The organism is Actinomycetota bacterium, from assembly GCA_004297305.1.
In the GTDB taxonomy this organism is placed as follows: domain Bacteria; phylum Actinomycetota; class Actinomycetes; order S36-B12; family FW305-bin1; genus FW305-bin1.
Map to the genome: position 1 here is coordinate 319,004 of SCTR01000010.1, position 22,917 is coordinate 341,920.

Consider the following 22,917-nt stretch of genomic DNA (forward strand, 5'->3'; position numbering starts at 1 on the left):
ACATGGCCTACCGCTACGGCTCCTACCACGAAGGGCCCGACCCGCTGGCGGCGCCGTACGACGTCGGACGGGCCGTCGACGAACTGGGCGAACGGATCCTGGACGGCGACTCGGTTCGCGACGCGATGCGCTACCTGCTGCGTCGAGGCACCGACGGACTGCGGGGACTCGACGATCTGCTTCGACAGGTTCGCCAGCGCCGCAAGGCATTGCAGCGCTCCGGCCGGCTGGACGGGACGCTGGCCGCCGTACGGGAGCTGCTGGACCGAGCGCTGGCCGCGGAGCGGCGCGAGCTGTTCGCCGATCCGGCCGACGAGGCGCGCTTCCGTGAGGCGTCGCTCGACGCGCTGCCCGACGACACTGCCCGGGCAGTCCGGGAGCTGGCCGACTACGACTGGCGGTCACCGGCCGCGCGGGCCGCGTACGAAGAACTCCAGGACCTGTTGCGGCGGGAAGTGCTCGACCAACAGTTCGCGGGCCTCAAGCAGTCGCTGCGCGATCCGGGAGATCCCGCCGAGCAGCAGCAGCTCAAGGACATGATGAATGACCTCAACCAGTTGCTGGAGAAGCGGTCTCGTGGCGAGGACACCGCGGCCGACTTCGACGACTTCATGGCCCGGCATGGACAGTTCTTCCCGGACCGGCCGCAGGACCTGGACCAGCTGCTGGACGAGCTGGCGCGCCGGGCCGCTGCTGCCGCGCGGCTGCTGGATTCGTTGTCACCCCAGCAGCGCGCCGAGCTCGGCGAACTGATCCAGCAGGCGCTCGGCGACTTGGATCTGGCCGCGCAGCTGGGCCGGCTCTCCGACAACCTCCGGGCGCTGCGCCCGGACCTGCCGTGGACTGGCCGGCAACGCGTCGACGGTGAACAGGCCATGGGTCTGGGCGACGCCACGACGGCGCTGGCCGAGCTCGCCGACCTCGCTGCCCTGGAAGAGGCGATGCGGCAGGACTACGACGGGGCGATGCTCGACGACGTCGACGAAGAGGCGGTGCGGCGGGCGCTCGGCCGGCAGGCGGTCGACGACCTGCGCCGGCTGCAGCAGGTCCAACGGCAGCTGGAGGGGCAGGGATACCTGCTACGCCGCAACGGGAAGCTGGAACTGACCCCGAAGGCGATGCGGCGGCTGGGCCAAGCCGCGCTGCGTCACGTGTTCTCCTCGTTGGACGGCGCGCGGCGCGGTGACCACGAGCTGCACGACGCGGGCTCGGCCGGGGACTTCACCGGATCGACCCGGCCATGGCGCTTCGGCGACGAGCAACCCATCGACGTGGTGCGGACAGTGGGCAACGCCGTACGCCGCTCCCTGCAGGCGACCCGGCACTCAGCCGACACCGACGAGTCCCCCTCCCGGCTGCGGCTGCCGTTGCGTGGCGAGGACTTCGAGATCCGCGAGACCGAGCGGCGAACCCGGGCCGCCGTCGTCCTGCTGGTCGATCAGTCCTTCTCGATGGTCATGAACGACACGTGGCGAACGGCGAAGACCACCGCGATGGCGCTGCACGCCTTGGCCAGCACGGCGTTTCCGCAGGATGCGGTGCAGCTCATCGCCTTCGCCAATCTGGCGCGCATCATCCGGCCGCATGAGTTGCCCGATCTGGATGCGAACGAGGTCCAGGGCACCAATCTGCAGCACGCGCTGATGCTGGCCGGACGGTTCCTGGATCGTCACCGCGACGCCGAACCGGTGGTCCTGGTCGTCACCGACGGCGAGCCGACCGCCCACATCGACAGCGACGGCGAGTGGTCGTTCATGTGGCCGCCGGCTCGGCAGACGATCGAGCTGACTCTCGCCGAGGTCGACCGGATGACCCGCCGGGGGGTGCCGATCACGTTCTTCCGGCTGGGTGACGAGCCGCGGCTGGCGCGATTCCTCGACCAGGTTGCGCGGCGCAACGGCGGCCGCGTGCTGAGCCCCTCCACCGACCGGCTGGGCGACTACGTGGTCAGCGACTATCTGCGCCGGCGGCGGGGCCGGAGGCGATCCGCCTGACACCGGCGACGCGGCCTGCGACGGCCCGCCTGACGGCGGCGGCGACACGGCCGGCGACGGTCCGTCTGAAGCCGGCGCGCCGCGCTTACTAGGCTGCCGACGTGTCCGATCCCATTGCGCTGGCGTGAGGCGCCGGCTTCTCGGCGGACTGCCGCCCGAGGTCGGGGCACTGGCCGGAGTCGCCTTCTGCGTCGCGCTCGGGTTCGGGATCCTGGCGCCGGCCCTGCCGGTGTTCGCCCGATCGTTCGGGGTCAGCGCCTTTGCGGCGACCACGGTGATTTCCGTGTTCGCCCTGATGCGTCTGGTGTCCTCCCCCGGCGCGGGCTGGCTGGTCAACACGCTCGGCGAGCGGTCGGTCCTGGCGACCGGATTGGGCATCGTCGCGCTGTCGAGCCTGTTGGCCGGCTTCGCGCAGTCGTTCGCCTGGCTGCTCGTCCTGCGGGGCGCGGGCGGGATCGGTTCGGCGATGTTCACGGTTTCGGCGTTCGCGCTGCTGCTTCGGGTGGTCGCTCCCGAACAGCGGGGCCGCGCGGCCGGCACGTTCCAGGCCGGCTTCCTGTTCGGCGGCATCGCCGGTCCGGCTCTTGGTGGCCTTGTCGTCGGCTGGTCGCTGCGCGCCCCCTTCTTCGTCTACGCCGCCACCCTGGTCGCCGCCGTCGCCGTCACGCTGGTGATGCTCACCCATACCCAGCTGCGCGACGACACCGGCGTGGCCGAGCAGTCTGCCGAAGCGACCGGGCTGCGGGCTGCCTTGCGCGACAGGGCATACCGGGCAGCGCTGGCGGTCAACTTCGGCAACGGGATGGTCTCGTTCGGGTTGCGTACGGCGTTGGTGCCGCTCTTCGTCGTCGAGTCGCTGCGCAGCGGGCCGTCGCTGGCCGGCGCCGGATTCCTGCTGGGTGCCGCAGCGCAAGCAGTGCTGCTCGTCCCCGCGGGCCGCAGCGCGGACCACCGCGGGCGTCGCCCGGTGATGATCGGCGGGTCGATCCTGCTGCTGGCAGGAATGCTCACGCTGTCGCTGAGTTCCGGTCCGGTCGTCTTCCTGCTCGCGATGCTCGTGCTGGGTGGTTCGGCCGCCTGCCTGGGCTCGGCGCCGGCCGCCGTGGTCGGCGACGTCGTCGGCGGTCGACGTCGCGGTGTGGCGATCGCGGCGTACCAGATGGCGTCGGACGTGGGCACGATCGTCGGCCCGCTCGTGGCGGGGCTGCTGGCGGACTCGGTCGGCTACGGCTGGGCGTTCTTCGCCGGCGCCGTCGTCGCCGTCGTCACTGTCGCGTTGACCACGACGATGCCGGAAACCCTCCGCCGTACGCCGCCGACGCCCGTACCGGCGTCCGGTTGATCGCGCTCAGCCGACACTGTTCGCGCCGGCGGGTCGTCGACGTGCTCAGCGGTCGTCGACGTACTTGGCGTGCGGCTGGGGCCTGGTCGAGGTCGGCCCCGCTCAACCGCCGCTGAGGGCCTGGTCGAGGTCGGCGAGCAGGTCGGCGGCGGTCTCGATCCCGACGCTGAGCCGGATCAGGTCGGCCGGCACCTCCAGTGCGCTACCCGCCACCGAGGCGTGCGTCATCCGGCCCGGATGCTCGATCAACGACTCCACGCCGCCGAGCGACTCGCCCAGGGTGAAGACCGTTGTCCGCGAACAGATATCGAGGGCTGCCCGTTCGCCCCCGGCGACGCGGAACGCCACCATCCCGCCGAAGCCACGCATCTGCCGCGCCGCGACGAGGTGGCCGGGGTGATCCGGCAGGCCGGGATAGCGCACCTCGACCACCGCCGGATGGCGGCTCAGCAGGTCGACGACCGCCGCCGCGTTGGCGCAGTGGCGGTCCATTCGGACGGCGAGCGTCTTCGTCCCCCGCAGGACCAACCAGGAGTCGAACGGGCCGGCGACGGCGCCCATCGCGTTCTGGTGAAATGCCAGCCGTTCACCGAGTTCGGCGTCGCCGGTGACCAGCGCCCCACCGACGACGTCGCTGTGGCCGCCGAGGTACTTCGTCGTGGAGTGCACCACCACGTCGGCTCCCAGCGCCAGCGGCTGTTGCAGGTACGGCGAGGCGAACGTGTTGTCCACCACCAGAAGAGCGCCGGAGTCGTGGGCGATCTCGGCGAGCGCGGCGATGTCGGCGATGCCGAGCAGCGGATTGGTCGGCGTCTCGACCCACACGATCCGGGTGACCCCGGGACGAATCGCCGCCCGCACCGCCGTGAGGTCCTGCAGCGGTACGGCGGTGTGGCCGACCCCCCAGGGCCCGGCGACGCGGGCGATCAGCCGGTAGGTGCCGCCGTACGCGTCGTCGGGGAGCACCACGTGCGAGCCGGGCTCGCACACCGTCCGCAGCAGGGCATCCTCGGCAGCCAGCCCGGAGGCGAACGCCAGACCACGAACACCGCCCTCCAACGCGGCCAGGCATTCTTCGAGGGCAGTCCTGGTCGGGTTGGCCGACCGGGAGTACTCGTACCCACCGCGCAGGCCGCCGACGCCGTCCTGCTTGTACGTCGAGACCTGGTAGATCGGCGGGACCACCGCACCAGTGGTCGGGTCCGGCGCCTGGCCGGCATGAATGGCGCGCGTCTCGAATCCGTACTCGGCTCCGTACTCGGCGGTACCCACGGCCGCGACCCTAGTCGGCAGTCGCGCAGCCGACCCGCCCCCCATCTCGCGTTGCGCGCCGTACGGTCGCTCAGCAGGCCAATCCGGGCCGGCATAGCAACCACAAGGCGCGCAACACCGGGTCGCGAAGGCGAACAACACCGGGTCGGCTGGGCGGCGGCGGCTCGTGCGGCGGACTCGTGCGGCCCGGGGCGCTTGACTGGACGGAGGACAATGGCGGCATGTCGTTCTCCTCGCTGTTCGGCGCCCGCTCCCGCATGGTGACCGAAGCCGACGCCCTGCCGGGCCGGCCGGTCCGCCCGTTCCACGTCCCGGCCGCGAATCAGGTCCTCGGCAAGCCGATGGAGGAGCCCTGGCCGGACGGCGTCGAGATTCTCTACGTCGGACTGGGCTGCTTCTGGGGCGCGGAGAAGCGCTTCTGGCGGTTGCCGGGGGTCTATTCGACGGCGGTGGGCTACCAGGGCGGGTACACCCCGAACCCGACGTACGACGAGGTCTGCACCGGACGTACCGGTCACGCCGAGAACGTCCTGGTCGCCTACGAGCCGACGAAGGTGTCCACGTACGACGTCCTGAAGGTCTTCTGGGAGAACCACGATCCGACCCAGGGCTACCGCCAGGGCAACGACGTCGGTACGCAGTACCGCAGCGCGGTGTACTGGACGACCACCGAGCAGGCACAACTCGCCGAACGGACCGCCCGGGCGTACGACGCGATCCTGCGCGGCAAGGGATACGGCGAGGTGACCACGGAGATCGGCCCGGCCGCCGACCGGCCCTTCTACTACGCCGAGGAGTACCACCAGCAGTACCTGTACAAGGTTCCGCACGGCTACGACTGCCACGCGGAGACCGGGATCTCGCTGCCGCCGCTGGCGCAGTTGCCTCCGCTGTAACGGATCCACGGCGCGGCCAGACAGGACGCTCCCGGTCCTCGCCTCCGCCCCGGCCGCGCACGCAACGGCCGGCGACGTCTGGTGACCGCGATCTCGGCGGCCGACGTTGCCCCACGGTCGGCACGCATGTCAGCATCGGGGCGGCGGGGTGCTCGGGCAGGCCAGACCGGTCAGCGGACCCCTGCCGGGCCCGGGGGCGCCAGTGATCGATCTGACCTCACGGCGGCCTGCTGTCGGCGGCCGCCGACTGGCCATTGCCGCTGTCGCTGTAGGGATCGTGGCCGTCTCGGTCGTGCTGAGCGCCCGGCTGGAAATGATCGACTTGTTCGTGTACCGCGCCGGCGGCGATGCCGCGGTTCACGCGACAGCGCTGTACGAGGTGACCGGTCCGGATGGGCTCCCCTTCACCTATCCGCCGATCGCCGCGCTGCTGTTCGCGCCGCTGGCAGTGCTGCCGCTGCTGACAGCGAAGATCGTCCTGACCTGTGCGTCACTGGCCGCACTGGTCCGCGTCTGCTGGCTCAGTGTGGCCGGACCGTCGCGGCGCCGCGGGCGGCGTGCCGCGGTCCTCGTCCTGCTGGCGCTGTGCATGGAACCGGTGCACGCGACGCTCGGGTTCGGTCAGGTCAATCTCCTGGTCATGTGGCTGGTCGTCGAGGACGTGTCGTCCGCGGTGGGACGACGATTCGGCGGCGTCCTCACCGGAATCGCCGGCGCGATCAAACTCGTCCCGACCGGATTCGTGCTGCTCTACCTGGCTGCCGGCCGGCGCCGGGACGCGGTGCGTACGGCCGCCACATTCGTCGGCGCAGCCGCGATCGGCGTGCTCCTGCCCTACGCCGCCGCCTGGCAGTACTGGACGGACCTCGCCTACCAGCCTGATCGGGTCGGCGGCGTCACCTATCTCGGCAACCAGTCGCTGTACGGCGTTCTCGCGCGCGCCGCGGACGGACAGCCGCCAGGATGGCTGTGGCTACCGATCGCGGTGGCCCTCGTCGGCGCCGCCTGCCATATCGCGACCCAGCTGTGGCAGTGCGACCTTCGCCTCGCGGCGACCTGCGTCGTCGGCTTCGCCATGCTGGCCGCCTCGCCGATTTCGTGGACCCATCACTGGGTATGGTTCGTACCCGCGGTCGGCACCCTCTGGCAGGTGCGCCGGGCCCGCCGCGCCGCGATCATCTTGCTCGCCACGATCATCGCCGCCACCGCGACGTACGCCGTCTGGTGGCTGGGTCCGCTGTCGGATGTCTTCGGCTCACACACGACTCTCGTGGAACCCGTTCTGGGAGCGGTGTATCTCCTCCTCGGCCTGGCCTACATCGTGGTGATGATGTTCGAGCCCGACCCACAACAAATCTGGCATAGGGCCGCAGTTGTTCCTCGTCCAGAACGCACCAGGCATGGTGCAGACGTCGTTCCATGATGGCGAACACCGCTAAGGCCGCTGGGAGCGCCGCCTTCATGGCAGCAGAACTGTGCGTTAACTCTCCGTGGCCGCCACCCCGACGCGCCGTCGTGCAGATGCGTCGCGTGTGCCCAACAGCGACCGATCGAGCCTGTGGCAAGAGTTCACCGTCTGGCCGACGAAACGACGCCGTCCCGGCCTTCGCTGACCCTTCAAGCAACAAAGACGTCGGCAGCGGCTCGTCTACTCGCGTCGAATTCTTTCAGCACGCAGGTTTCGCCGGATCTCGCTATCGCGTCTCCGGGCCCGGAGTTTTCACGGCAACCGTCAGTGATACCGACTATGCGGTCGAGAGTTTGCTCGACGGATGGAACGACTCGTTTAGCTCGGGAAAAGACTGCAATCAGTGTGATGTGAAGCTGTTTCAGGCAACTTGTGATCGAGGGCGACAACGGAGCTAGAGGACAAGACAGACTCGGAACCTCGGTAGGCGCCACGACCGGACAACAGGCCCGAAATGCGGCTATGGTGCGCACCATCGAGGGAGTCGAACCAAGGACGGGGGCCGAGCTCAGTGACTGCAGGTGGCGAGTCGGGATCTGCCTCCGCGCCGGCTTCGGATGCGGGAACGGCAGGCGCAGGGTCCTCAGCTCCCGCGAGCGGTGCTGTTTGGCTCCGCTGGTGGCCGGCAGTGGTGAGTGTCGTAGCATTTGGCGTCTTCTTTTGGCGCATCGACGGAGCGAGTCCGTGGCGCGACGAACTCGTAACACTCGACATGGCCTCACGCTCAACTGGGGATCTATGGCGCGCCCTTGGCAACGCTGACCTCGTCCACGGCCTCTACTACTCTGTGGCACGCGGCGTCGTGACAGCTGGCGGCGATCTGTCAGCACTTCGCGGGTTGTCGGCGGCCGCCATGGCTGCGACCGCTGGCCTGTTGGCAGTTCTCGGACGGCAGCTGGGCTCGACCGCCGTGATGATTGCGGCACCCCTGGTCTTGGTCGTATGCCCGATATCAAGTCGGTACGCCCAAGAAGCCAGGCCATATGCCTTGGCCACCTTCGTTGCGACCGCCGGAACCTTGGCCCTAGTAGTCGCCTGTCGGCGACGTCACTATGGGATGTGGATCGGATATGCAGCGTGCATCGTCGTGCTTGGCTTGATCAATATCTTGGCACTTTCCGTACTGCTGGGACACTTGGCTTACGTCGCCTGGGATCGCCATGCCACGCGGCGGTGGCTGGCTAGCATAGGGGCTGCATTTCTTTTGGTTGGTCCGTTTGCTGCCCTCGCGACGAAGCAGATCGGGCAGGTTGACTGGTTAAGTCGACCTAGCGGCGCAGACCTTTGGGAAGCGATCTCATTCGGCTGGACGTCTGTTGCTGGTTTCTTGCTGCTTGTTGCTGCCGTTGTCGTACTGGCCTGGGGTCGTTCTCGCCGGACAGCAACCCTGGCGGTGACGTGGGCTGCCGCACCTGCGGTAGCCCTGTGGCTGGTTTCTCAAGTGCATCCGCTATTCGATGTTCGATACCTGGTCGTCTGCATTCCCGGCGTGGCCATGACATTTGCATTGATCGCCGACATCCGACTGCCACGTCAGGTTGCGCGTCGGCAAGTGGGGACCGTCATCGCCCTATCCGTCACGGCGTGCCTTCTGGTACTTGGCTGGAGCGCACAGGCCTCCGTTCGGGCCACCGATGGACATGGCGAGAATGTCCGAGCGGTAGCAAGTATTATCGAGAAGGATGCTCTACCAGGCGACGCAATTTTGTACCAGCCGAACAACCTACGTATTCTAAACCGAGGATTTGGACCGGTTACAATCGCGGATCCCATGCTGCAGGAGTCCGGTGCCGCTTCCGGTACGCTCACCGGGACGGAGATATCCCCATCAAGAATGGATGTTGCCCTACAGCAGCACAACCGGCTGTGGGTTGTTCGGCGCTTCCGCGGTCCTGCGCTCGCCGATCCGGGCGACCTTGAGAAGGCGCGAATTCTCGCCGCCTGTTATGCACGCGAAGGATCGACACGAGCTGGACCGAACTTTGCGGTCGATCTATATGTGCGGCAGAGCTGCAAGGACTAGCTGCTGCGCGCGCCGTCCTCCCCGCCTCAGGGCATGAACTCGACGATCCACCGCCCGCCGAGGCGAATCGCCCGGCCCACCGCGCGAGGTATCGATACTCCGGTAGCTCGTGCGTCTCGATACGCCAAGACCGCCGCGATCACCACTCCGCCGGCAAAGCTCGCGACCGCCGCCCAGGCCACCGCGGCCGGAATCGCGACGAGGTAGCCGACGATCGTCACCACGACAGCGACCATCGTGAACACGAGTGCGACGAAGAGCGCTACTCCGGGAACCGGCTCCCCCGTCGTGGCCATCCGGCTCAGCCGGCCGCGAGCAGGCCCAGCACGTCCTGACGGGTGACGACGCCGACCGGCTTGCCGTCGACGATGACCACGGCAGCATCGCTGGTGCGCAACAACTCCACGGCTGCCGAGATCGGTTCCCCACCGCCGACGATGGGGAGCGCCGCGGACATGTGCCGGTCGACGGCGTCGGCCATCGCCGCGTGGCCGGTGAACAGCGCGTCCAGTAGGTCGCGCTCGACGACCGCGCCGACGATCTCCGCCGCCATCACCGGTGGCTCCGCCTTGACGACAGGCAGTTGGGAGACGCCGTACTCGCGCAGGATGTGGATCGCGTCGCGCACGGTCTCCGTGGGATGCGTGTGAACGAACGGCGGTATGGCCCCGGACCCCGTGGTGTCCTTGCCCCGCAGCACATCGGCGACGGTCCGGTCGTCGGTCGAGGACGACTCGAGGAAGCCGTACGACGCCATCCACTCGTCGTTGAACACCTTGGACAGGTAGCCGCGGCCGCCGTCGGGCAGCAGCACCACGACGACATCGTCGGGGCCGGACCGGGCGGCGACCTGGAGCGCGGCGACCACGGCCATGCCGCAGGAACCGCCGACCAGCAGCCCGTCTTCGCGGGCCAGCCGTCGGGTCATCACGAAGGAGTCCTTGTCCGACACCGCGATGATCTCGTCGCAGATCTCGCGGTCGTAGGCGGTCGGCCAGAAGTCCTCTCCGACACCTTCCACCAGATAGGGCCGGCCCGTCCCGCCGGAATACACCGACCCCTCCGGATCCGCACCGATGACCTGGACCCGGCCGCCACTGACCTCCTTGAGGTAGCGCCCGGTGCCGGTGATGGTCCCGCCGGTCCCCACGCCGGCGACGAAATGCGTGACCCGGCCGGCGGTCTGCTCCCAGATCTCCGGACCGGTCGTCTCATAGTGCGAGCGAGGATTCGCCGGATTGGAGTACTGGTCGGGTTTCCAGGCGCCCGGAATCTCGCGGGTGAGCCGGTCACTGACCGAGTAGTAGGACCGCGGGTCGTCCGGTTCGACCGCGGTCGGGCACACCTCGACGGTGGCGCCGTACGCCCGCAGCACATTGATCTTGTCCAGGCTGACCTTGTCCGGGCAGACGAACACCGCCCGGTAGCCGCGCGCCTGGGCAACCAGGGCCAGGCCGACGCCGGTGTTGCCGCTGGTGGGTTCCACGATCGTGCCGCCGGGCCGCAGCGCGCCCGACCGCTCGGCCTCGTCGACCATCCGCACGGCGATGCGGTCTTTCACCGAACCGCCCGGGTTGAGGTACTCCACCTTGGCCAGCACCGTGGCCGGCGAACCGGCAGCGACAGAACGCAGCCGGACCAGCGGGGTATTGCCGATGAGATCGAGCACCGAGTCGTAGACCGTCACCCGCCGAGAGTACGGGCCGGACGCGAGAAGGCCCGATGTCGGCGCCCGATGAGATCATTCGACTCGTGAGCAAGGTCGCGCACGCCCGTCGTATCGCCAAGGCTGCGGCCTTCGGCAGCGGTGGTGCGGCCGGCGCCGGCGCCGCGACGCTCGGTCTCCTCGTCGCCCAGGCTCGCGCCGCCCGGCGTGCCATCGGACCGCGCAGCGACGTCGCGCCGTACCAGGACGGCCGCTACGGCCCACGAGACGGGACGTCGGTGCGATTGGCCATGCTCGGCGATTCCAGTGCGGCGGGCCTCGGCGTCGCAGACCGCGACGACACCATCGGTGCCACGCTCGCTCGGGCGGTCGCCGCGACCCTGGGACGCGGCGTCGTGCTCACCACCGTCGCGGTGGTCGGCGCGCAGTCCCGGCACCTGGCCGACCAGGTGGAGCGGATCCTGGTCCTGCGTCCCCACATCGCGGTGATCATGATCGGCGCGAACGACGTCACCCACGCGGTGCGCCCGCAGGTCTCGGTGGGGCAACTCCAGCAGGCGGTACGCCGGCTGCGTGAGCACGGCACCGAGGTCGTCGTGGGCACCTGCCCGGACCTCGGCACGGTCCGACCGATCGCCCAACCCTTGCGGTACGTCGCCCGCCGCCTGTCGCGGTCGCTGGCTGCCGCGCAGGCGATCGGAGCGGTCGAGGCCGGTGGGCGTGCGGTCTCCCTCGGTGACCTGCTGGGGCCGGAGTTCGACGCGCGCCCGGAGACGATGTTCTCGGCCGACCGATTCCATCCGTCGGCCGAGGGCTACCGGGCCGCCGCGCAGGCACTGCTGCCGGCTGTGCTCGCCGGGATCCGGCACGGCACCGGGGCCGATCTCCTCCCGGCCCGCTGGTCGGCGCCGCTGCCGGTCGCGGAGGCGGCGGTGGCGGCGGCGCAGCTGGCCGGTGCGGCCGTCGAGGCGGCTCAGGTCGGCGGTCAGGACCGGGGGCCTCGTGGCCGGTGGGCGCGACTGCGCCTGCGCGGTCACGGTGGGCGTGCCGCCGAGGCAGACGAACCGGCCGTGGTCGACCTCCGCGAGGGCGGCGGACCGGGCGCTGGCGCAGCCGGTAGCGAGTCAGGTGGCGCGGCCGGCGGCAGGTCAGGTGGCACGCCGCAGCGCCCGGAGGCGCTCGACCCCCTGCCGCAGGACGGCGTCGACCGGGGCTGACCCAGCGGAGCCGGCCAGCTCGAGCAGGTCCTGCCCGGTGACGGCCAACTGGTCGGGGACCGCCCTGGGCGGCAGCACCGGCAGCGACCGCCGTACGTCGCCCGCCGCGTCCGCCGCGGCGTCGGCAAACTCCTGTGCCGCAGTGCGGACGGGCTCCGCCAGACCGGCGAGGCGGGCCGGCGACAGGCTCCGCAACAGGTCCACTGTCCGGTGCAGCTCGACGGCGAAGGCGTCGGCCGCGCCGGCCGGCGGCGTGGAGTCGATCACCGCGTTCCCTTGCGCCGGAGTGCGGGACGAGGACTACCGTGGCTCCCACGTCCGGACCGCAGAGGAGACCGACCATGGCCCTGCACCACTCGGAGGAAACTCACCGACAGCTCGTCGACCGGGTGCCGGCCACGACCGGCCGACAGATGGACGAATGGTTCTCGATACTCGAGGCCGGACCGGCCTTTTCCCGTTTCGACGAGAAAGTCTCCTGGCTGCGCGACGAACACGACCTGCCGCACGGTCACAGCACGGCGATCGTCCACGAGTACGACATGGCCCGCGCGGCGCGCCGGCTCAGCTGACCGGCCGGCACCACGCACGACGGCGGGGCACCTCCTGGGTGGAGGTGCCCCGCCGTCGTCGTACGGGATGACCGCAGGCCTAGCGACTGGCCGCCGCGATCATGGCGAGCATGCGCAGGATCTCCAGGTACAGCCAGATCAAGGTGACCAGCAGCCCGAAGGACATCCGCCACGACTCGCGTTCCGGCAGGCCCATCGCGATCCCCTGCTTGATCGCTTCGAAGTCCAGCAACAGGGTGAACGACGCCAACAAGACACCCACGGCGCACAGGGCGACGCCGAGCCAGCCCATCCCGTAGAAGCCGAAACCGCCGCCCACACCGAAGATCGCGGCGACCAGCGACATCAGCCCGATCACGGCGTACGAGATGATCGCGACGACCATGACCTTGGCGAACTTGCCGTCGACCTTGATCAGGCCGGTGTTGTACACCAGCAGCATCACGCCGAATGCGGTCAGCGTGCCGATGACCGCCTGCATGACGAGGCCCTGGTAGTTGGCGTACCGGATGACCCAGTCGTTGTAGGCGTAACTAATACCGCCCAGGAACACACCCTGCACGAGGGCGTAGAGCAGGACCAGCGCCGGCGAGACCTGCCGCTTGAACGCGTTGACCAGGCCGAGGACCAGGCCGATCATCGCGGCCCCGAACCAGATCAGCGGCATCGAGTCGGCGGTGTTCCAGCCGACGACCGCACCGATGACGACCAGGACGAAGCAGATCCCCGTCTTGACGATGACGTCGTTGAGCGTGACGCGGGCACCGACGCCGGTGGGAGTCCCCGCGGTGTACATCCGCCGGAGGTCGTCAGCCGACGGGGCGGGCGTCGCGGCCGTCGCCGTACCGGTGGCCGCCTGCGTGTAGGCCGAGCGGCCCTCGTCGTACGCGAAGCCGGCGCCGCCCTGCTCGGGCTTGGCCATCCTCGACAGGATGGGATTGCGCGTCTCCATGGGGGTGGTCCTCCTCGAGCGGAACGCCACCTCCCTGGCGGCGCCGCTGAGAAACACGGTAGCTCACGCTCAGGATTGTGGGCGCACGTCGACCGCAGTCGGCCCAGCGGCGGCACGGTGCGGCGACAACCAGCGGGAAGCACGGTCCGGCGTTGCACCGGGTGCCCGGGGTGGGACTCGAACCCACAAGCCGTCGCCGGCGGCTCCTTTTAAGGGAGCTGCGTATGCCGATTCCGCCACCCGGGCCAGCGGGCGGCACCACTGTAGGCGCGGCCGCCCGACCGAAGGCCGGCCGTGGCGAATCGGTGGCTCCTCAAGGAGGACCGAAGGCGCCCGTGGCCGGGCCGGCGACGTGACAAAGGGCCGGTGGCCCTACAGATAGGTACGGCGCGGGTGTACGGCGTGCGCGCCGGTCACCCGGTCAAGGAACAGCAGACCTTCCAGATGATCGATCTCGTGCTGCACGGCGATCGCCTCGAACGCGTCCGTTCGAAGCGTCACCGGCTCTCCCGTCACCGGCAGGACGCCGGAGACGGTGAGTCGCGTGGCCCGCCGCACGTCACCGGTGAAGTCCGGCACCGACAGACAGCCTTCGCGGCCCCGCTCCCGCCGGCTGGCCTCCTCGATCACCGGGTTGAGCAGCACCAGACGGCCATGGCAGCGACGGGTCTTGGGGTGATCCCGGACGTCCAGCGCAAACACCCGCAGGCCGACGCCGACCTGGTTGGCTGCCAGGCCGACACATCCCGCCGAGGCTGCCATCGTGGCCACGAGGTCGGCGCACAGCTGCACCACGACCGGATCGCCGGGATCCTCGACGAGCCGGCACGGTGCCGACAGCGGTGTTGCCGGCGCATGCAGGACAGAGCGGACCCGGCCGGGTGGCAGGGCAGCCAGCACGGGAGGCGCGGTGACCTCGGATGGCTCGGTCACCAGCTACAGGACGTCAGACTCGGCCGGGCGCAGCGAGACCTCGACCCCCAGGTCGTGGGCGACCGCGGCCAGCCGGCTGGACAGTTCCCCGCGGTCGACGTCGCCGGGCAGTTCCACCTCCGCGACGATCAGATACAGGTCGGCACCCAACCGGGTCGTCAGGTCGGTGACGTTGCCCCCCATGTCGGCCAGGACCCGCATGACCGCCGACACGATCCCCGGACGGTCCGATCCGTGCACCGACACCAGCCAGCCGTTCTCCGGCCGCTGCGACAACTCCTCGTCCGGGACGGGCAGCACCGAGACGACCAGGCCCTCACCGCCGAGGAACGCCAGACGCTGCTGCACGGCAGCCACGTCCGCATCGACGTCGGCGACGAGCGTCCACGCGAAATGCCCGCGCAGCAACGTCATCGACGAGTCCTCGATGTTGCCGCCCAGTTCGGCCAGCACCCCAGTCACGTCGGCGATGATGCCCCGCCGGTCGTGACCGACGACGGTGACCGCGATGCTCATGGCGCCAGCCTAGCCGCGGCCGCCGTCCCCGCCGCGCGGCGAGCCGGTCCCCGGCGACGCCGTCCTCGCCGCGTCCGTGAAGGACTTCCCCGGTTCGTGCATGGGCCACAGCGAGGTCACGTCGCGTTGGAACAGCAGGGCGATGGTCCAGTCCAGCACCACCGCGACCTTGCGCTGCAGGGTAGGAACCCGGCTCATGTGGTACGTGCGATGCGCGAACCACGCTGGGAAACCCTTGAGTTTGATTCCGTAGACCTGCGCCACGCCTTTGTACAGCCCGAGCGAGGCCACGGAACCGGCGTAGCGGTGCTCGTAGTCCCGCGACGGGAATCCCCGCATCGACGAGATGATGTTGTCGGCCAGCACGGTCGCCTGGCGAACCGCGTGCTGGGCCGACGGCGAACAGAACTCCCCGGGTTTGGTGAGATCGGGTACGGCACAGCAGTCGCCCGCGCCGAAGGCGTCGCTGATCCCGTCGACCCGCAGGTCCGCGGTGCACCGAACCCGGCCGCGGGCATCCAGCGGGAGGTCGGTGTCGGCCAGCATCGGGTTGGGTTTGACCCCGGCGGTCCAGACGAGGGTGTCCGAATGCACCCGCTGGCCGTCGGACAGCACGATCTCGCGATCGACCGCAGACTCCAGCCGGGTACCGAGTCGTACGTCGATTCCCCGCGCACGCAGCTGGGCGAGGGCGTACCGCCCCATGTCGGGGCCCACCTCGGGCAGGATCCGATCGGAAGCCTCGACCAGGACGAACCGAAGGTCTGCGGCAGACACATTGCGGTAGAACCGAGTTGCGTATCGGGCCAAGTCTTCGATCTCGCCGAGGGCCTCGACGCCGGCGTACCCCCCGCCGACGAAGACGAAGGTCGTGTTGCATTCACGAACGAGCGGATCGGTTGCGGTCTCGGCGATATCGAGGCATTCGATCACCCTGTTGCGTAATGCGATCGCCTCCTCGACGTTCTTGAATCCGATGCCGTTCTCCGCCAACCCGGCGATGGGAAGCGTCCGCGGCACCGATCCGACGGCGATGACCAGGATGTCGTAGTCGACCTGCTGCGGATCGCCCTGCAGCGGCTTCAGCCAGGCAGTGCGGCGGGCATGATCGATCTTCGTCACCCACGCGGACACGATCGTGGTGCGGCGCAAGGTCTTTCGTAGCGGGACGACGGTGTGGCGTGGCTGGATCGAGCCGGCGGCTGCTTCCGGCAGGAAAGGCTGGTAGGTCATGTACGGGCGCGGGTCGACGACGGTGACCACCGCCTCGTCCGGCCGGAGCTTGCGTTGCAGCCGCAGGGCTGTGTAGAGGCCGACGTATCCGCCGCCCACGATCAGGATGCGCCGCGGCGGCCCGTCCGGATACCTGGCCGAGTCATCGGCCACCGCGGTGCGCCGAATCGGTGCATGGTCCGGGTCGCGATGGTGCGCTGCGCTGCTCGGGTCTGCCACGGATGCCTCCCTGGCTCGTGGTCCCCCGCCGCCGGGGGCTGGGCGCGCCGCCTGCTCGACGCCGACAGCCTAATCAGCTGGCGGCGGACCGGCCCGGCCAGCGAGCCGGGCTGCTCGGCCGAGGACGTCGTCGAGCATGTCGGCGGTCAGCCTGCCGGTGAAGGTGTTCTGCTGGCTTGGATGGTACGAGCCGAGCACAGTCAGCCCGCCCGGCTTGGCCAAGTCGACCGCCGCACCGTGCCCGAATGCCGGCCGGGGCGAGGGAATCTCCAGACCCGCGCGGCGCAGCGCGGCAAGACTGGCGTCCCACGCGAACCGGCCGAGCGCGACAACGGCGCGCAGGCCGGCGAGGACGAACTCCAGTTCGGTGTCCAGCCACGGGGCGCAGGTATCGCGTTCGGCCGGCGTGGGCTTGTTCGCCGGGGGCGCGCAACGAACGGCGGCAACCATCCGGACGCCGAACAACTGCTGCCCGTCGCCGGCTGACACCGAGGTGGGAATCGACGCGAGACCGACTCGGTGCAACGACGCGAACAACCAGTCACCGCTGCGGTCGCCGGTGAAGATCCGCCCGGTCCGGTTGCCGCCGTGCGCCGCGGGCGCCAGGCCGACGACGAGGATCCGCGGTTGCGCGTCCCCCCAGCCCGGGACGGGCCGGCCCCAGTACGACTCCGCCGCGAATGCCCGCCGCCGGGTCCGTGCCACCTCCTCGCGCCAGCCGACGAGGCGCGGGCACGCTCGGCACACGCTCACCCGGGCGTCCAGTACGGCGAGGCCTCCCGCCGACGCGGCCAGCCGACGTACCGCGTCAGCGTCGTGCGCCACCTCGTCGTCGGCTACTTCAGGGACCGACGGCACATGCCGAGCCTAGGCGCGGCCTCGCCGCCGCCGCCCGCGGCGCGGCCGCGGTCGTGACTACGCTCCCCTCAATGGCCACGAGGCGGGAAGGCGACCAGCGTGCCCGCGTCGCGGTCCTGGCGCTGGGGACCTTCGCCCTGGGGACGGAGATCTTCGCCGTCTCGGCGATCCTGCCGCTCATCGCGGCCGGCCTCGACGTATCGGTACCGACCGCCGGGCTCGTCGTCGCCGCGTCGTCGCTGCTGTACGCGCTGGCCGCACCCCTTCTCGGCGCGCTCACCCGCGGCTACGAGCGACGCCGGGTGCTGCTGGGCGGGCTCACGGTCTTCGTCGCGGGCTCGACGGCTGCCGCCTTCGCCCCGACGCTGGTCGTGCTCATCGTGCTGCGCTGTGTGGCCGTTCTCGGCGCAGCGACGTACACCCCGACCGCGTATGTGACCGCGGTGGCGCTCAGCCCGCCGCAGCGGCGGGGCCGTGCCCTGTCCTGGGTCCTGGGCGGCATCGTCAGTGCTTCGCTGGTGGGCGTCCCGCTGGCCACCGTGCTGGCCCGGACCGTCGGGTTCCGCAGCGTCTTCGTCCTGGTCGCCGGGCTGGCAGCGCTGGCCATCGTCGCTGTGGTCCTCGTCGTCCCGCGCGTGGCACCGCTGCCGGTCCACAGCCAGGCCGGGCGTTTCCAGGCCGCACGCGACCGCCGGGTCCTCCTCGTCGTCTTCGTCTCGTTGCTCGCGTCGACGGCGACCAACCTCGTGTACACCTACGTCGCACCGATCACCGAGCACGCGTTCGGTGCGATCGGTGCCGGCCTGACCCTGGTCGTGTTCGTGTACGGCGTCTTCAGCACGGTCGGGACGTTCGCCTCCGGCTCCCTCGTCGATCGGTTCGGGGCCGGCCCGGTCCTCCTCATCGGCTTCGTCATGCTCGGGGTCAGCGTCGTGGTGCTTCCCGTCGCCGGGTCGTGGGCGGTCGGACTGGTCTGCGTCGCCTGCTGGGCGGCCTTCGGCAGCATGGTCATTCCCGCGCAGCAGACCCGGTTGCTGGATGCGGCGGGTCCCGCCGGCGGCGGTTTCGCCATGGGCCTCAACAGCTCCGGCCTCTACCTGGGCGCCGCGGTGGCGGCTGCCACCGGCGCGGCGTTGCTCAGCCTCAGCGGTACGCCGGCGATCGGCCTGGCCGCCGGGACCATGTCGGCGCTCGGCCTGGCGATCGTCACCGTGCCGATGATGAGCCGACGCGCCCGACGGTCCGGTACGGCAGATGCGTTGCCAGGCAGGGCATCGCCGCTGGTCGACGCGGACCGGGAGGCCCCACCCGCCGGCGGCTAGCCGGGGACGAGGGACAGGGCGATGCCGTCGAGGATGTCGCGCTCGCTGACCAGCACCTCCGGCAGTCCGGTCAGCTCGAGGATGCGCTGCAACACCAGGGATCCGGCGCCGATGACGTCGACGCGGCCCGGATGCATCACCGGTAGGGCGGCCCGCTGCGAGCGCGTCATGGCGAGCAACTGGGCGGTCACCGTACGGACCTGATCGGCCGGGATACGACTGCCGTGGATCGCGGTGGGGTCGTACTGCGGCAGCCCGAGCGCCAGCGCGGCGACGGTGGTGACGCTGCCGGCGAGCCCGACCAGGGTGCGAGCCTGGTCGAACGGCACGACAGCGCCGGCCTCGCCGATCGCCGCGTCGATGTCCGCCTGCGCGGTGCGTAGCTGCTGCGGGGTGGGCGGGTCGTCGTGCAGGTGCCGCTCGGTCATCCGGACGCAGCCGACGTCGACGCTGTGGGCCGCCTGCGGGCCGGTCGTGCCCAGCACGAATTCCGTTGAGCCGCCGCCGATGTCGACGACGAGGTACGGCAGCTCCGCCCCCCTCAGGCCGCCTGTAGCCCCGGCGAAGGACAACGTCGCCTCGACCGCGCCGCTGACGACTTCCGGCTCGACGCCGATCCGGGCTCGGACGCCCGCGACGAAGGCGTCCCGGTTGCGGGCGTCACGGCTGGCACTGGTCGCGACGAACCGCACTGCGGTGGCCCGGGTCGCGGCGATCACCGCGGCGTAGTCGTCGCAGGCGGCCAGCGTCCGCGCCAACGCGGCGTCGGAGATCAGGCCGGTGCGGTCGATGCCCTCGCCCAACCGCACGACCTCCATGCGCCGCTCGACGTCGATGACCGCCCCCGCTCCCGGCTCCACGTCGGCGACGAGCAACCTGATCGAGTTCGTCCCACAGTCGATCGCAGCGACCCTCACTCCGCCTGCTCCGCCGCGTCCTGGGCGGCCGCCGCGTCGACGCACGGACCGCCGTCCCCCCAGGGGTCGAGCATCGCCAGGGCCAGGTCTCCCACCGGATTCACCCCGCGCCCGCGGGCCAGGGAGTGCCCGACCAGCGCGTGCAGGCACTTCACGCGCGCCGGCATGCCCCCGGCCGAGGTCCCGGCGATCTCCGGCACGTCGTCGAGGTCGGCACGCGCCCGCAGATAGTCCTCGTGCGCCGCGCGATAGCCCGCGGCCAGGACCGGATCGTCGGACAACCGGTCCTGCAGCTCACGCATCACGCCCGCCCCTTCGACGGTCCCCACCGCGGCAACCGCGCGCGGGCACGTCAGGTAGTAGGTCGTCGGGAACGGGGTGCCGTCCGGGAGCCGGGGCGAGGTCTGCACCACGTCGGGCAGGCCGCAGGAGCACCGGTGCGCGACGCCGACGACCCCGCGCGCCGGCCGGCCGAGTTGGGCGCTGACGACCGCCAGGTCGTGCGGGTCGAGCGGCATCGTCATCGGGGTGCGTCGGGACGCACCGGCGGCTTGACCGTCGGCGACGGCGTGACTGCCGGCTGCTCGCCGGCCGCCCGCTTGGCGCTGTCCCACAGGGCCGCGTACCAGGGTCCGTCGGCCGACGTGACCGCAGCGCCCACCGTCGGGCTCGCAGCCGGCGTGACGACCTGCGGGTCCAGCACGACGTACCCCACCTCGCCGGGCTGCACGAAATGCAGCCGCTGCCGGGCCTGCGCCGCGACGTACGCCGGATCCGCCCATCGGGCCTGCTCGTGCTGCAGCGCGGCGACCCGATCGCGCTGCGCGCTCACCGCCGCGTCCAGCGCGGCGATCTCGTTGCGCTGCTCGACCCAGGACCGCACCGGCAGCGCGAGCAGCAACAACAAGGCCCCGGCGACCAGTCCCAGGACCGCGGTCCGGCTGGTCAGGGTCGGACGGCGGCTCACTCGCCCGATGCTCGCACGGTCAGCGGCGGAATCGCGGGAACGCCGTCGCGCCGGCGTACCGCGCCGCGTCGTCGAGTTCCTCCTCGATCCGCAACAGCTGGTTGTACTTGGCGACCCGTTCGGATCGCGCCGGCGCGCCGGTCTTGATCTGTCCGCAGTCGGTGGCGACGGCCAGATCGGCGATCGTGGTGTCCTCGGTCTCGCCGGAGCGGTGACTCATCATCGCCCGGTATCCGTTGCGGTGGGCCAGCGCGACCGCGTCGAGCGTCTCGGTCAACGTGCCGATCTGGTTGACCTTCACCAGCAACGCGTTGCCGGTGCCCGCGTCGATGCCCTGCTGCAGCCGGGCCGGGTTTGTGACGAACAGGTCGTCGCCGACGAGCTGGACCTGAGCTCCGAGGGTGTCGGTGATGTGCTTCCAGCCCGCCCAGTCGTCCTCGGAGAGCGGGTCCTCGATGGACACCAACGGGTAGGCCGACACCAGCTCGGCGTAGTACGCGGTCAGCCATTCCGCCGAGCGGGCTGCCTTCTCGAACGTGTACGAGCCGTCCGCGTGGAACTCCGTGGCCGCGACGTCCAGCGCGAGTGCGACATCGGAACCGACGGACAGCCCGGTCTTCTCGATGGCGGCCGCGATGAGGTCCAGCGCGTCCCGGTTGCTCGGCAGGTTCGGCGCGAAGCCGCCCTCGTCACCCAGGCCGGTCGCGTAGCCGTGGCTCTTCAGCACCGACTTCAGCGCGTGGTAGACCTCCGCGCCCCACCGCAGACCTTCGGCGAACGACTCCGCCCCGATGGGCGCGATCATGAACTCCTGGATGTCGACGTCGGTGTCGGCGTGGGCACCGCCGTTGAGGATGTTGAGCATCGGCACCGGCAGCAGGTGAGCGCCCGGGCCGCCGACGTACCGGAACAGCGGCAGGTCCGCGGATTCGGCCGCCGCCCGGGCCACCGCCAGCGAGACACCCAGGATCGCGTTGGCGCCCAGCCTCGACTTGGTCGGCGTCCCGTCCAGGTCGATCATCGTCTGGTCGATCAGCCGCTGCTCGTGGGCAGCGAAACCGAGCAACTCCGGCCCGATCTCGTCCTCCACCGCGGCGACCGCGTCCCGCACGCCCTTGCCGCCGTACCGTGCCGCGTCGCCGTCGCGACGCTCGGATGCCTCGAACGCGCCGGTCGACGCGCCGGACGGCACCGCGGCGCGGGCGACGACCCCGTCGTCGAGCGACACCTCGACTTCGACGGTCGGATTACCTCGCGAGTCCAGGATCTCGCGGGCGATGACGGCATCGATGCTGGCCACGGGTTCTCCTGTCGTCCTGGCAGGTCGGCGTCGGGACCCTCGACGGCAGTGGGCACGTCCCGGGTGCGCCGACCTTACCGGCCGGACGGTCGCAGCCGTGGCCTCGTCGTGTCACCCTGGCCTCGTCATGGCTGCTGCTGGCCCGCGCTTCGGCGAACCCGACGACCGCACGCCCGACCCGGGGCTGTTCGGTCCCGGCAGCGCGACCTGGGAACTGCACGGCGACCCCATCGCCCTCGTGGGCGGCCTGCGTGCGCTACTGCTGCAGGCGTTGCATCCACAGGTCATGGGCGGCTTCGTGACACGGTCGGACTATCGAGCGGACCCGTGGGGCCGGCTGGCGCGCACCGCGGAGTACGTCGGCACCGTGGCGTTCGGCACCACGACGGAGGCGCGGGCCGCCGGCGACGCCGTACGCCGCGTGCACCGCCGACTCGGGCTGGACGACCCGGCGTTGCTGATGTGGGTCCACGCCAGCCTCGTCGACTCGGCGCTGCAGGTCCACCGCCGGTCCGGTGCCGGCTTGCCGGCCGAACGGGCCGACGAGTATGTCGCCGAACAGGTACGAGCCGCGACGCTGGTCGGGCTGCAGCCGGCGGATGTCCCTCGCACCGCGACGGAGCTGGCTGGCTACTTGGCCGCCGTTCGACCGCAGTTGCAGGCGACCCCGGAAGCGCGAGAGGCCGCCCGCTTCCTGCTGCTGCCACCCATGCCGGCCCGGGTGAGGCTGCTGACTCCCGCAGCGCCTGCGTGGACCACCCTGGCGGCCACGGCATTCGCGACGCTGCCGGGCTGGGCGAAGCGGTTGTACGGCGGGTCGCTGCTCGGGCCGGCGCTGGGCGGGGTCACGCTGCCCTGGTCGATGATCGACGAGCTGCCGGGGACGGTCGCGGTTCGTGCGGTACGCGCCACCCTGGGCGCCCTGCCACCGAGCTGGCGAGTCGGGCCGAGACAGCGCGCGGCGCTGACTCGGCTGGGATTGCCCGCGGCCGCCTGAGCGCCCTCTACCCTGGTCAGTCCGCCGCCCGGACAGACCGCCGTACGAGACGGAGCCGCTGACATGTCGTTGCGTATTTCGGTGATTGGTACCGGGTATTTGGGTGCGGTGCATGCGGCGTGTTTGGCGGATTTGGGGTTCGAGGTGGTGGGGGTTGATGTTGATGCGGTGAAGGTGGCCGCGTTGGGGGAGGGGAAGGCGCCGTTCTTCGAGCCGGGTCTGGATGAGGTGTTGGGGCGGGCGTTGGGGTCGG

General features: G+C 70.6%; 23 protein-coding genes and 1 tRNA gene. 10 read left to right on the forward strand and 14 right to left on the reverse strand.

What is annotated here, in order from left to right:
• Positions 1 to 2: 2 nt before the first annotated feature.
• Both EPO13_11315 and EPO13_11320 read left to right on the forward strand, forming a co-directional pair.
• Positions 3 to 1,994, forward strand: a complete 1,992-nt coding sequence (locus EPO13_11315) for a hypothetical protein (protein TAK68669.1) — start codon at positions 3 to 5, stop codon at positions 1,992 to 1,994.
• The gene (locus tag EPO13_11320; protein TAK68670.1) at positions 1,957 to 3,336 is read left to right on the forward strand and encodes an MFS transporter; all 1,380 of its coding nucleotides are present in this window, start codon (positions 1,957 to 1,959) and stop codon (positions 3,334 to 3,336) included. The genes EPO13_11315 and EPO13_11320 overlap by 38 nt, the downstream gene beginning before the upstream one ends.
• A gap of 102 nt (positions 3,337 to 3,438) precedes the next feature.
• Here EPO13_11320 and EPO13_11325 read toward each other — a convergent pair whose 3' ends face one another.
• Positions 3,439 to 4,653 carry a cystathionine gamma-synthase gene (locus EPO13_11325; protein TAK68671.1) on the reverse strand — a complete coding sequence of 405 codons (1,215 nt, stop codon included), beginning with the start codon at positions 4,651 to 4,653 and terminating at the stop codon, positions 3,439 to 3,441.
• A gap of 176 nt (positions 4,654 to 4,829) precedes the next feature.
• Between EPO13_11325 and msrA the strand changes: the two genes are divergently transcribed.
• The 3 genes from msrA (at position 4,830) to EPO13_11340 (ending at position 8,995) form a co-directional block, all read left to right on the forward strand.
• On the forward strand, positions 4,830 to 5,504 hold the full coding sequence (gene msrA, locus EPO13_11330) for a peptide-methionine (S)-S-oxide reductase MsrA (protein ID TAK68672.1): 675 nt from the start codon (positions 4,830 to 4,832) through the stop codon (positions 5,502 to 5,504).
• Positions 5,505 to 5,781: 277 nt separating this feature from the next.
• Positions 5,782 to 6,927 carry a DUF2029 domain-containing protein gene (locus EPO13_11335; protein ID TAK68673.1) on the forward strand — a complete coding sequence of 382 codons (1,146 nt, stop codon included), beginning with the start codon at positions 5,782 to 5,784 and terminating at the stop codon, positions 6,925 to 6,927.
• Between the two features lie 673 nt (positions 6,928 to 7,600).
• Complete coding sequence (locus EPO13_11340; protein ID TAK68674.1) at positions 7,601 to 8,995, forward strand: hypothetical protein; 1,395 nt, start codon at positions 7,601 to 7,603, stop codon at positions 8,993 to 8,995.
• Positions 8,996 to 9,021: 26 nt separating this feature from the next.
• Here EPO13_11340 and EPO13_11345 read toward each other — a convergent pair whose 3' ends face one another.
• On the reverse strand, positions 9,022 to 9,291 hold the full coding sequence (locus EPO13_11345; GenBank protein ID TAK68675.1) for a hypothetical protein: 270 nt from the start codon (positions 9,289 to 9,291) through the stop codon (positions 9,022 to 9,024).
• Between the two features lie 5 nt (positions 9,292 to 9,296).
• Positions 9,297 to 10,682 (reverse strand): cystathionine beta-synthase, encoded by a 1,386-nt coding sequence (locus EPO13_11350; GenBank protein ID TAK68676.1) that lies wholly within the window; start codon positions 10,680 to 10,682, stop codon positions 9,297 to 9,299.
• 35 nt (positions 10,683 to 10,717) lie between these two features.
• Between EPO13_11350 and EPO13_11355 the strand changes: the two genes are divergently transcribed.
• Positions 10,718 to 11,878: an SGNH/GDSL hydrolase family protein gene (locus EPO13_11355; GenBank protein ID TAK68677.1), complete on the forward strand. Its 1,161-nt coding sequence runs from the start codon at positions 10,718 to 10,720 to the stop codon at positions 11,876 to 11,878.
• Here EPO13_11355 and EPO13_11360 read toward each other — a convergent pair.
• A complete protein-coding gene (locus EPO13_11360) occupies positions 11,810 to 12,145 on the reverse strand; it encodes a hypothetical protein (GenBank protein TAK68678.1) in 336 nt (111 codons plus the stop codon). The genes EPO13_11355 and EPO13_11360 overlap by 69 nt on opposite strands.
• 74 nt (positions 12,146 to 12,219) lie before the next feature.
• On the opposite strand from EPO13_11360, the gene EPO13_11365 reads away from it, so the two are divergent.
• Positions 12,220 to 12,450: a DUF4287 domain-containing protein gene (locus EPO13_11365; protein TAK68679.1), complete on the forward strand. Its 231-nt coding sequence runs from the start codon at positions 12,220 to 12,222 to the stop codon at positions 12,448 to 12,450.
• Positions 12,451 to 12,529: 79 nt separating this feature from the next.
• Here the strand turns inward: EPO13_11365 and EPO13_11370 are convergent, their stop codons facing one another.
• The 6 genes from EPO13_11370 to EPO13_11395 form a co-directional block, all read right to left on the reverse strand.
• Complete coding sequence (locus EPO13_11370; protein ID TAK68680.1) at positions 12,530 to 13,402, reverse strand: Bax inhibitor-1/YccA family protein; 873 nt, start codon at positions 13,400 to 13,402, stop codon at positions 12,530 to 12,532.
• Positions 13,403 to 13,561: 159 nt separating this feature from the next.
• Positions 13,562 to 13,648 (reverse strand) — tRNA-Leu (locus EPO13_11375).
• Between the two features lie 126 nt (positions 13,649 to 13,774).
• Complete coding sequence (gene def / locus EPO13_11380) at positions 13,775 to 14,338, reverse strand: peptide deformylase (GenBank protein TAK68681.1); 564 nt, start codon at positions 14,336 to 14,338, stop codon at positions 13,775 to 13,777.
• Positions 14,339 to 14,851, reverse strand: a complete 513-nt coding sequence (locus EPO13_11385; GenBank protein TAK68682.1) for an amino acid-binding protein — start codon at positions 14,849 to 14,851, stop codon at positions 14,339 to 14,341.
• A gap of 9 nt (positions 14,852 to 14,860) precedes the next feature.
• Entirely contained in the window at positions 14,861 to 16,237 is a 1,377-nt protein-coding gene (locus tag EPO13_11390) for an NAD(P)/FAD-dependent oxidoreductase (protein ID TAK68725.1), read from the reverse strand.
• 135 nt (positions 16,238 to 16,372) lie between these two features.
• Positions 16,373 to 17,161 (reverse strand): uracil-DNA glycosylase, encoded by a 789-nt coding sequence (locus EPO13_11395; protein ID TAK68683.1) that lies wholly within the window; start codon positions 17,159 to 17,161, stop codon positions 16,373 to 16,375.
• Between the two features lie 71 nt (positions 17,162 to 17,232).
• Between EPO13_11395 and EPO13_11400 the strand changes: the two genes are divergently transcribed.
• Positions 17,233 to 18,483, forward strand: coding sequence for an MFS transporter (locus EPO13_11400; protein TAK68684.1), 1,251 nt, complete (start codon positions 17,233 to 17,235; stop codon positions 18,481 to 18,483).
• Here EPO13_11400 and EPO13_11405 read toward each other — a convergent pair.
• Genes EPO13_11405 through EPO13_11420 form a run of 4 tightly spaced genes read right to left on the reverse strand, consistent with a single transcriptional unit; the run spans position 18,480 to position 21,667 of the window.
• The gene (locus EPO13_11405) at positions 18,480 to 19,400 is read right to left on the reverse strand and encodes a Ppx/GppA family phosphatase (GenBank protein TAK68685.1); all 921 of its coding nucleotides are present in this window, start codon (positions 19,398 to 19,400) and stop codon (positions 18,480 to 18,482) included. The two genes, EPO13_11400 and EPO13_11405, sit on opposite strands and share 4 nt — an antisense overlap.
• A complete protein-coding gene (locus EPO13_11410; GenBank protein TAK68686.1) occupies positions 19,397 to 19,924 on the reverse strand; it encodes a DUF501 domain-containing protein in 528 nt (175 codons plus the stop codon). The genes EPO13_11405 and EPO13_11410 overlap by 4 nt, the downstream gene beginning before the upstream one ends.
• Positions 19,921 to 20,376, reverse strand: coding sequence for a septum formation initiator family protein (locus EPO13_11415; protein ID TAK68687.1), 456 nt, complete (start codon positions 20,374 to 20,376; stop codon positions 19,921 to 19,923). The genes EPO13_11410 and EPO13_11415 overlap by 4 nt, the downstream gene beginning before the upstream one ends.
• A 10-nt stretch (positions 20,377 to 20,386) precedes the next feature.
• Entirely contained in the window at positions 20,387 to 21,667 is a 1,281-nt protein-coding gene (locus EPO13_11420) for a phosphopyruvate hydratase (protein ID TAK68688.1), read from the reverse strand.
• A gap of 127 nt (positions 21,668 to 21,794) precedes the next feature.
• Between EPO13_11420 and EPO13_11425 the strand changes: the two genes are divergently transcribed.
• Both EPO13_11425 and EPO13_11430 read left to right on the forward strand, forming a co-directional pair.
• Positions 21,795 to 22,664, forward strand: coding sequence for a DUF2236 domain-containing protein (locus EPO13_11425; GenBank protein TAK68689.1), 870 nt, complete (start codon positions 21,795 to 21,797; stop codon positions 22,662 to 22,664).
• Positions 22,665 to 22,727: 63 nt separating this feature from the next.
• Positions 22,728 to 22,917 (forward strand): UDP-glucose 6-dehydrogenase (locus EPO13_11430; protein TAK68690.1); only part of this gene is annotated, 190 nt, incomplete at its 3' end.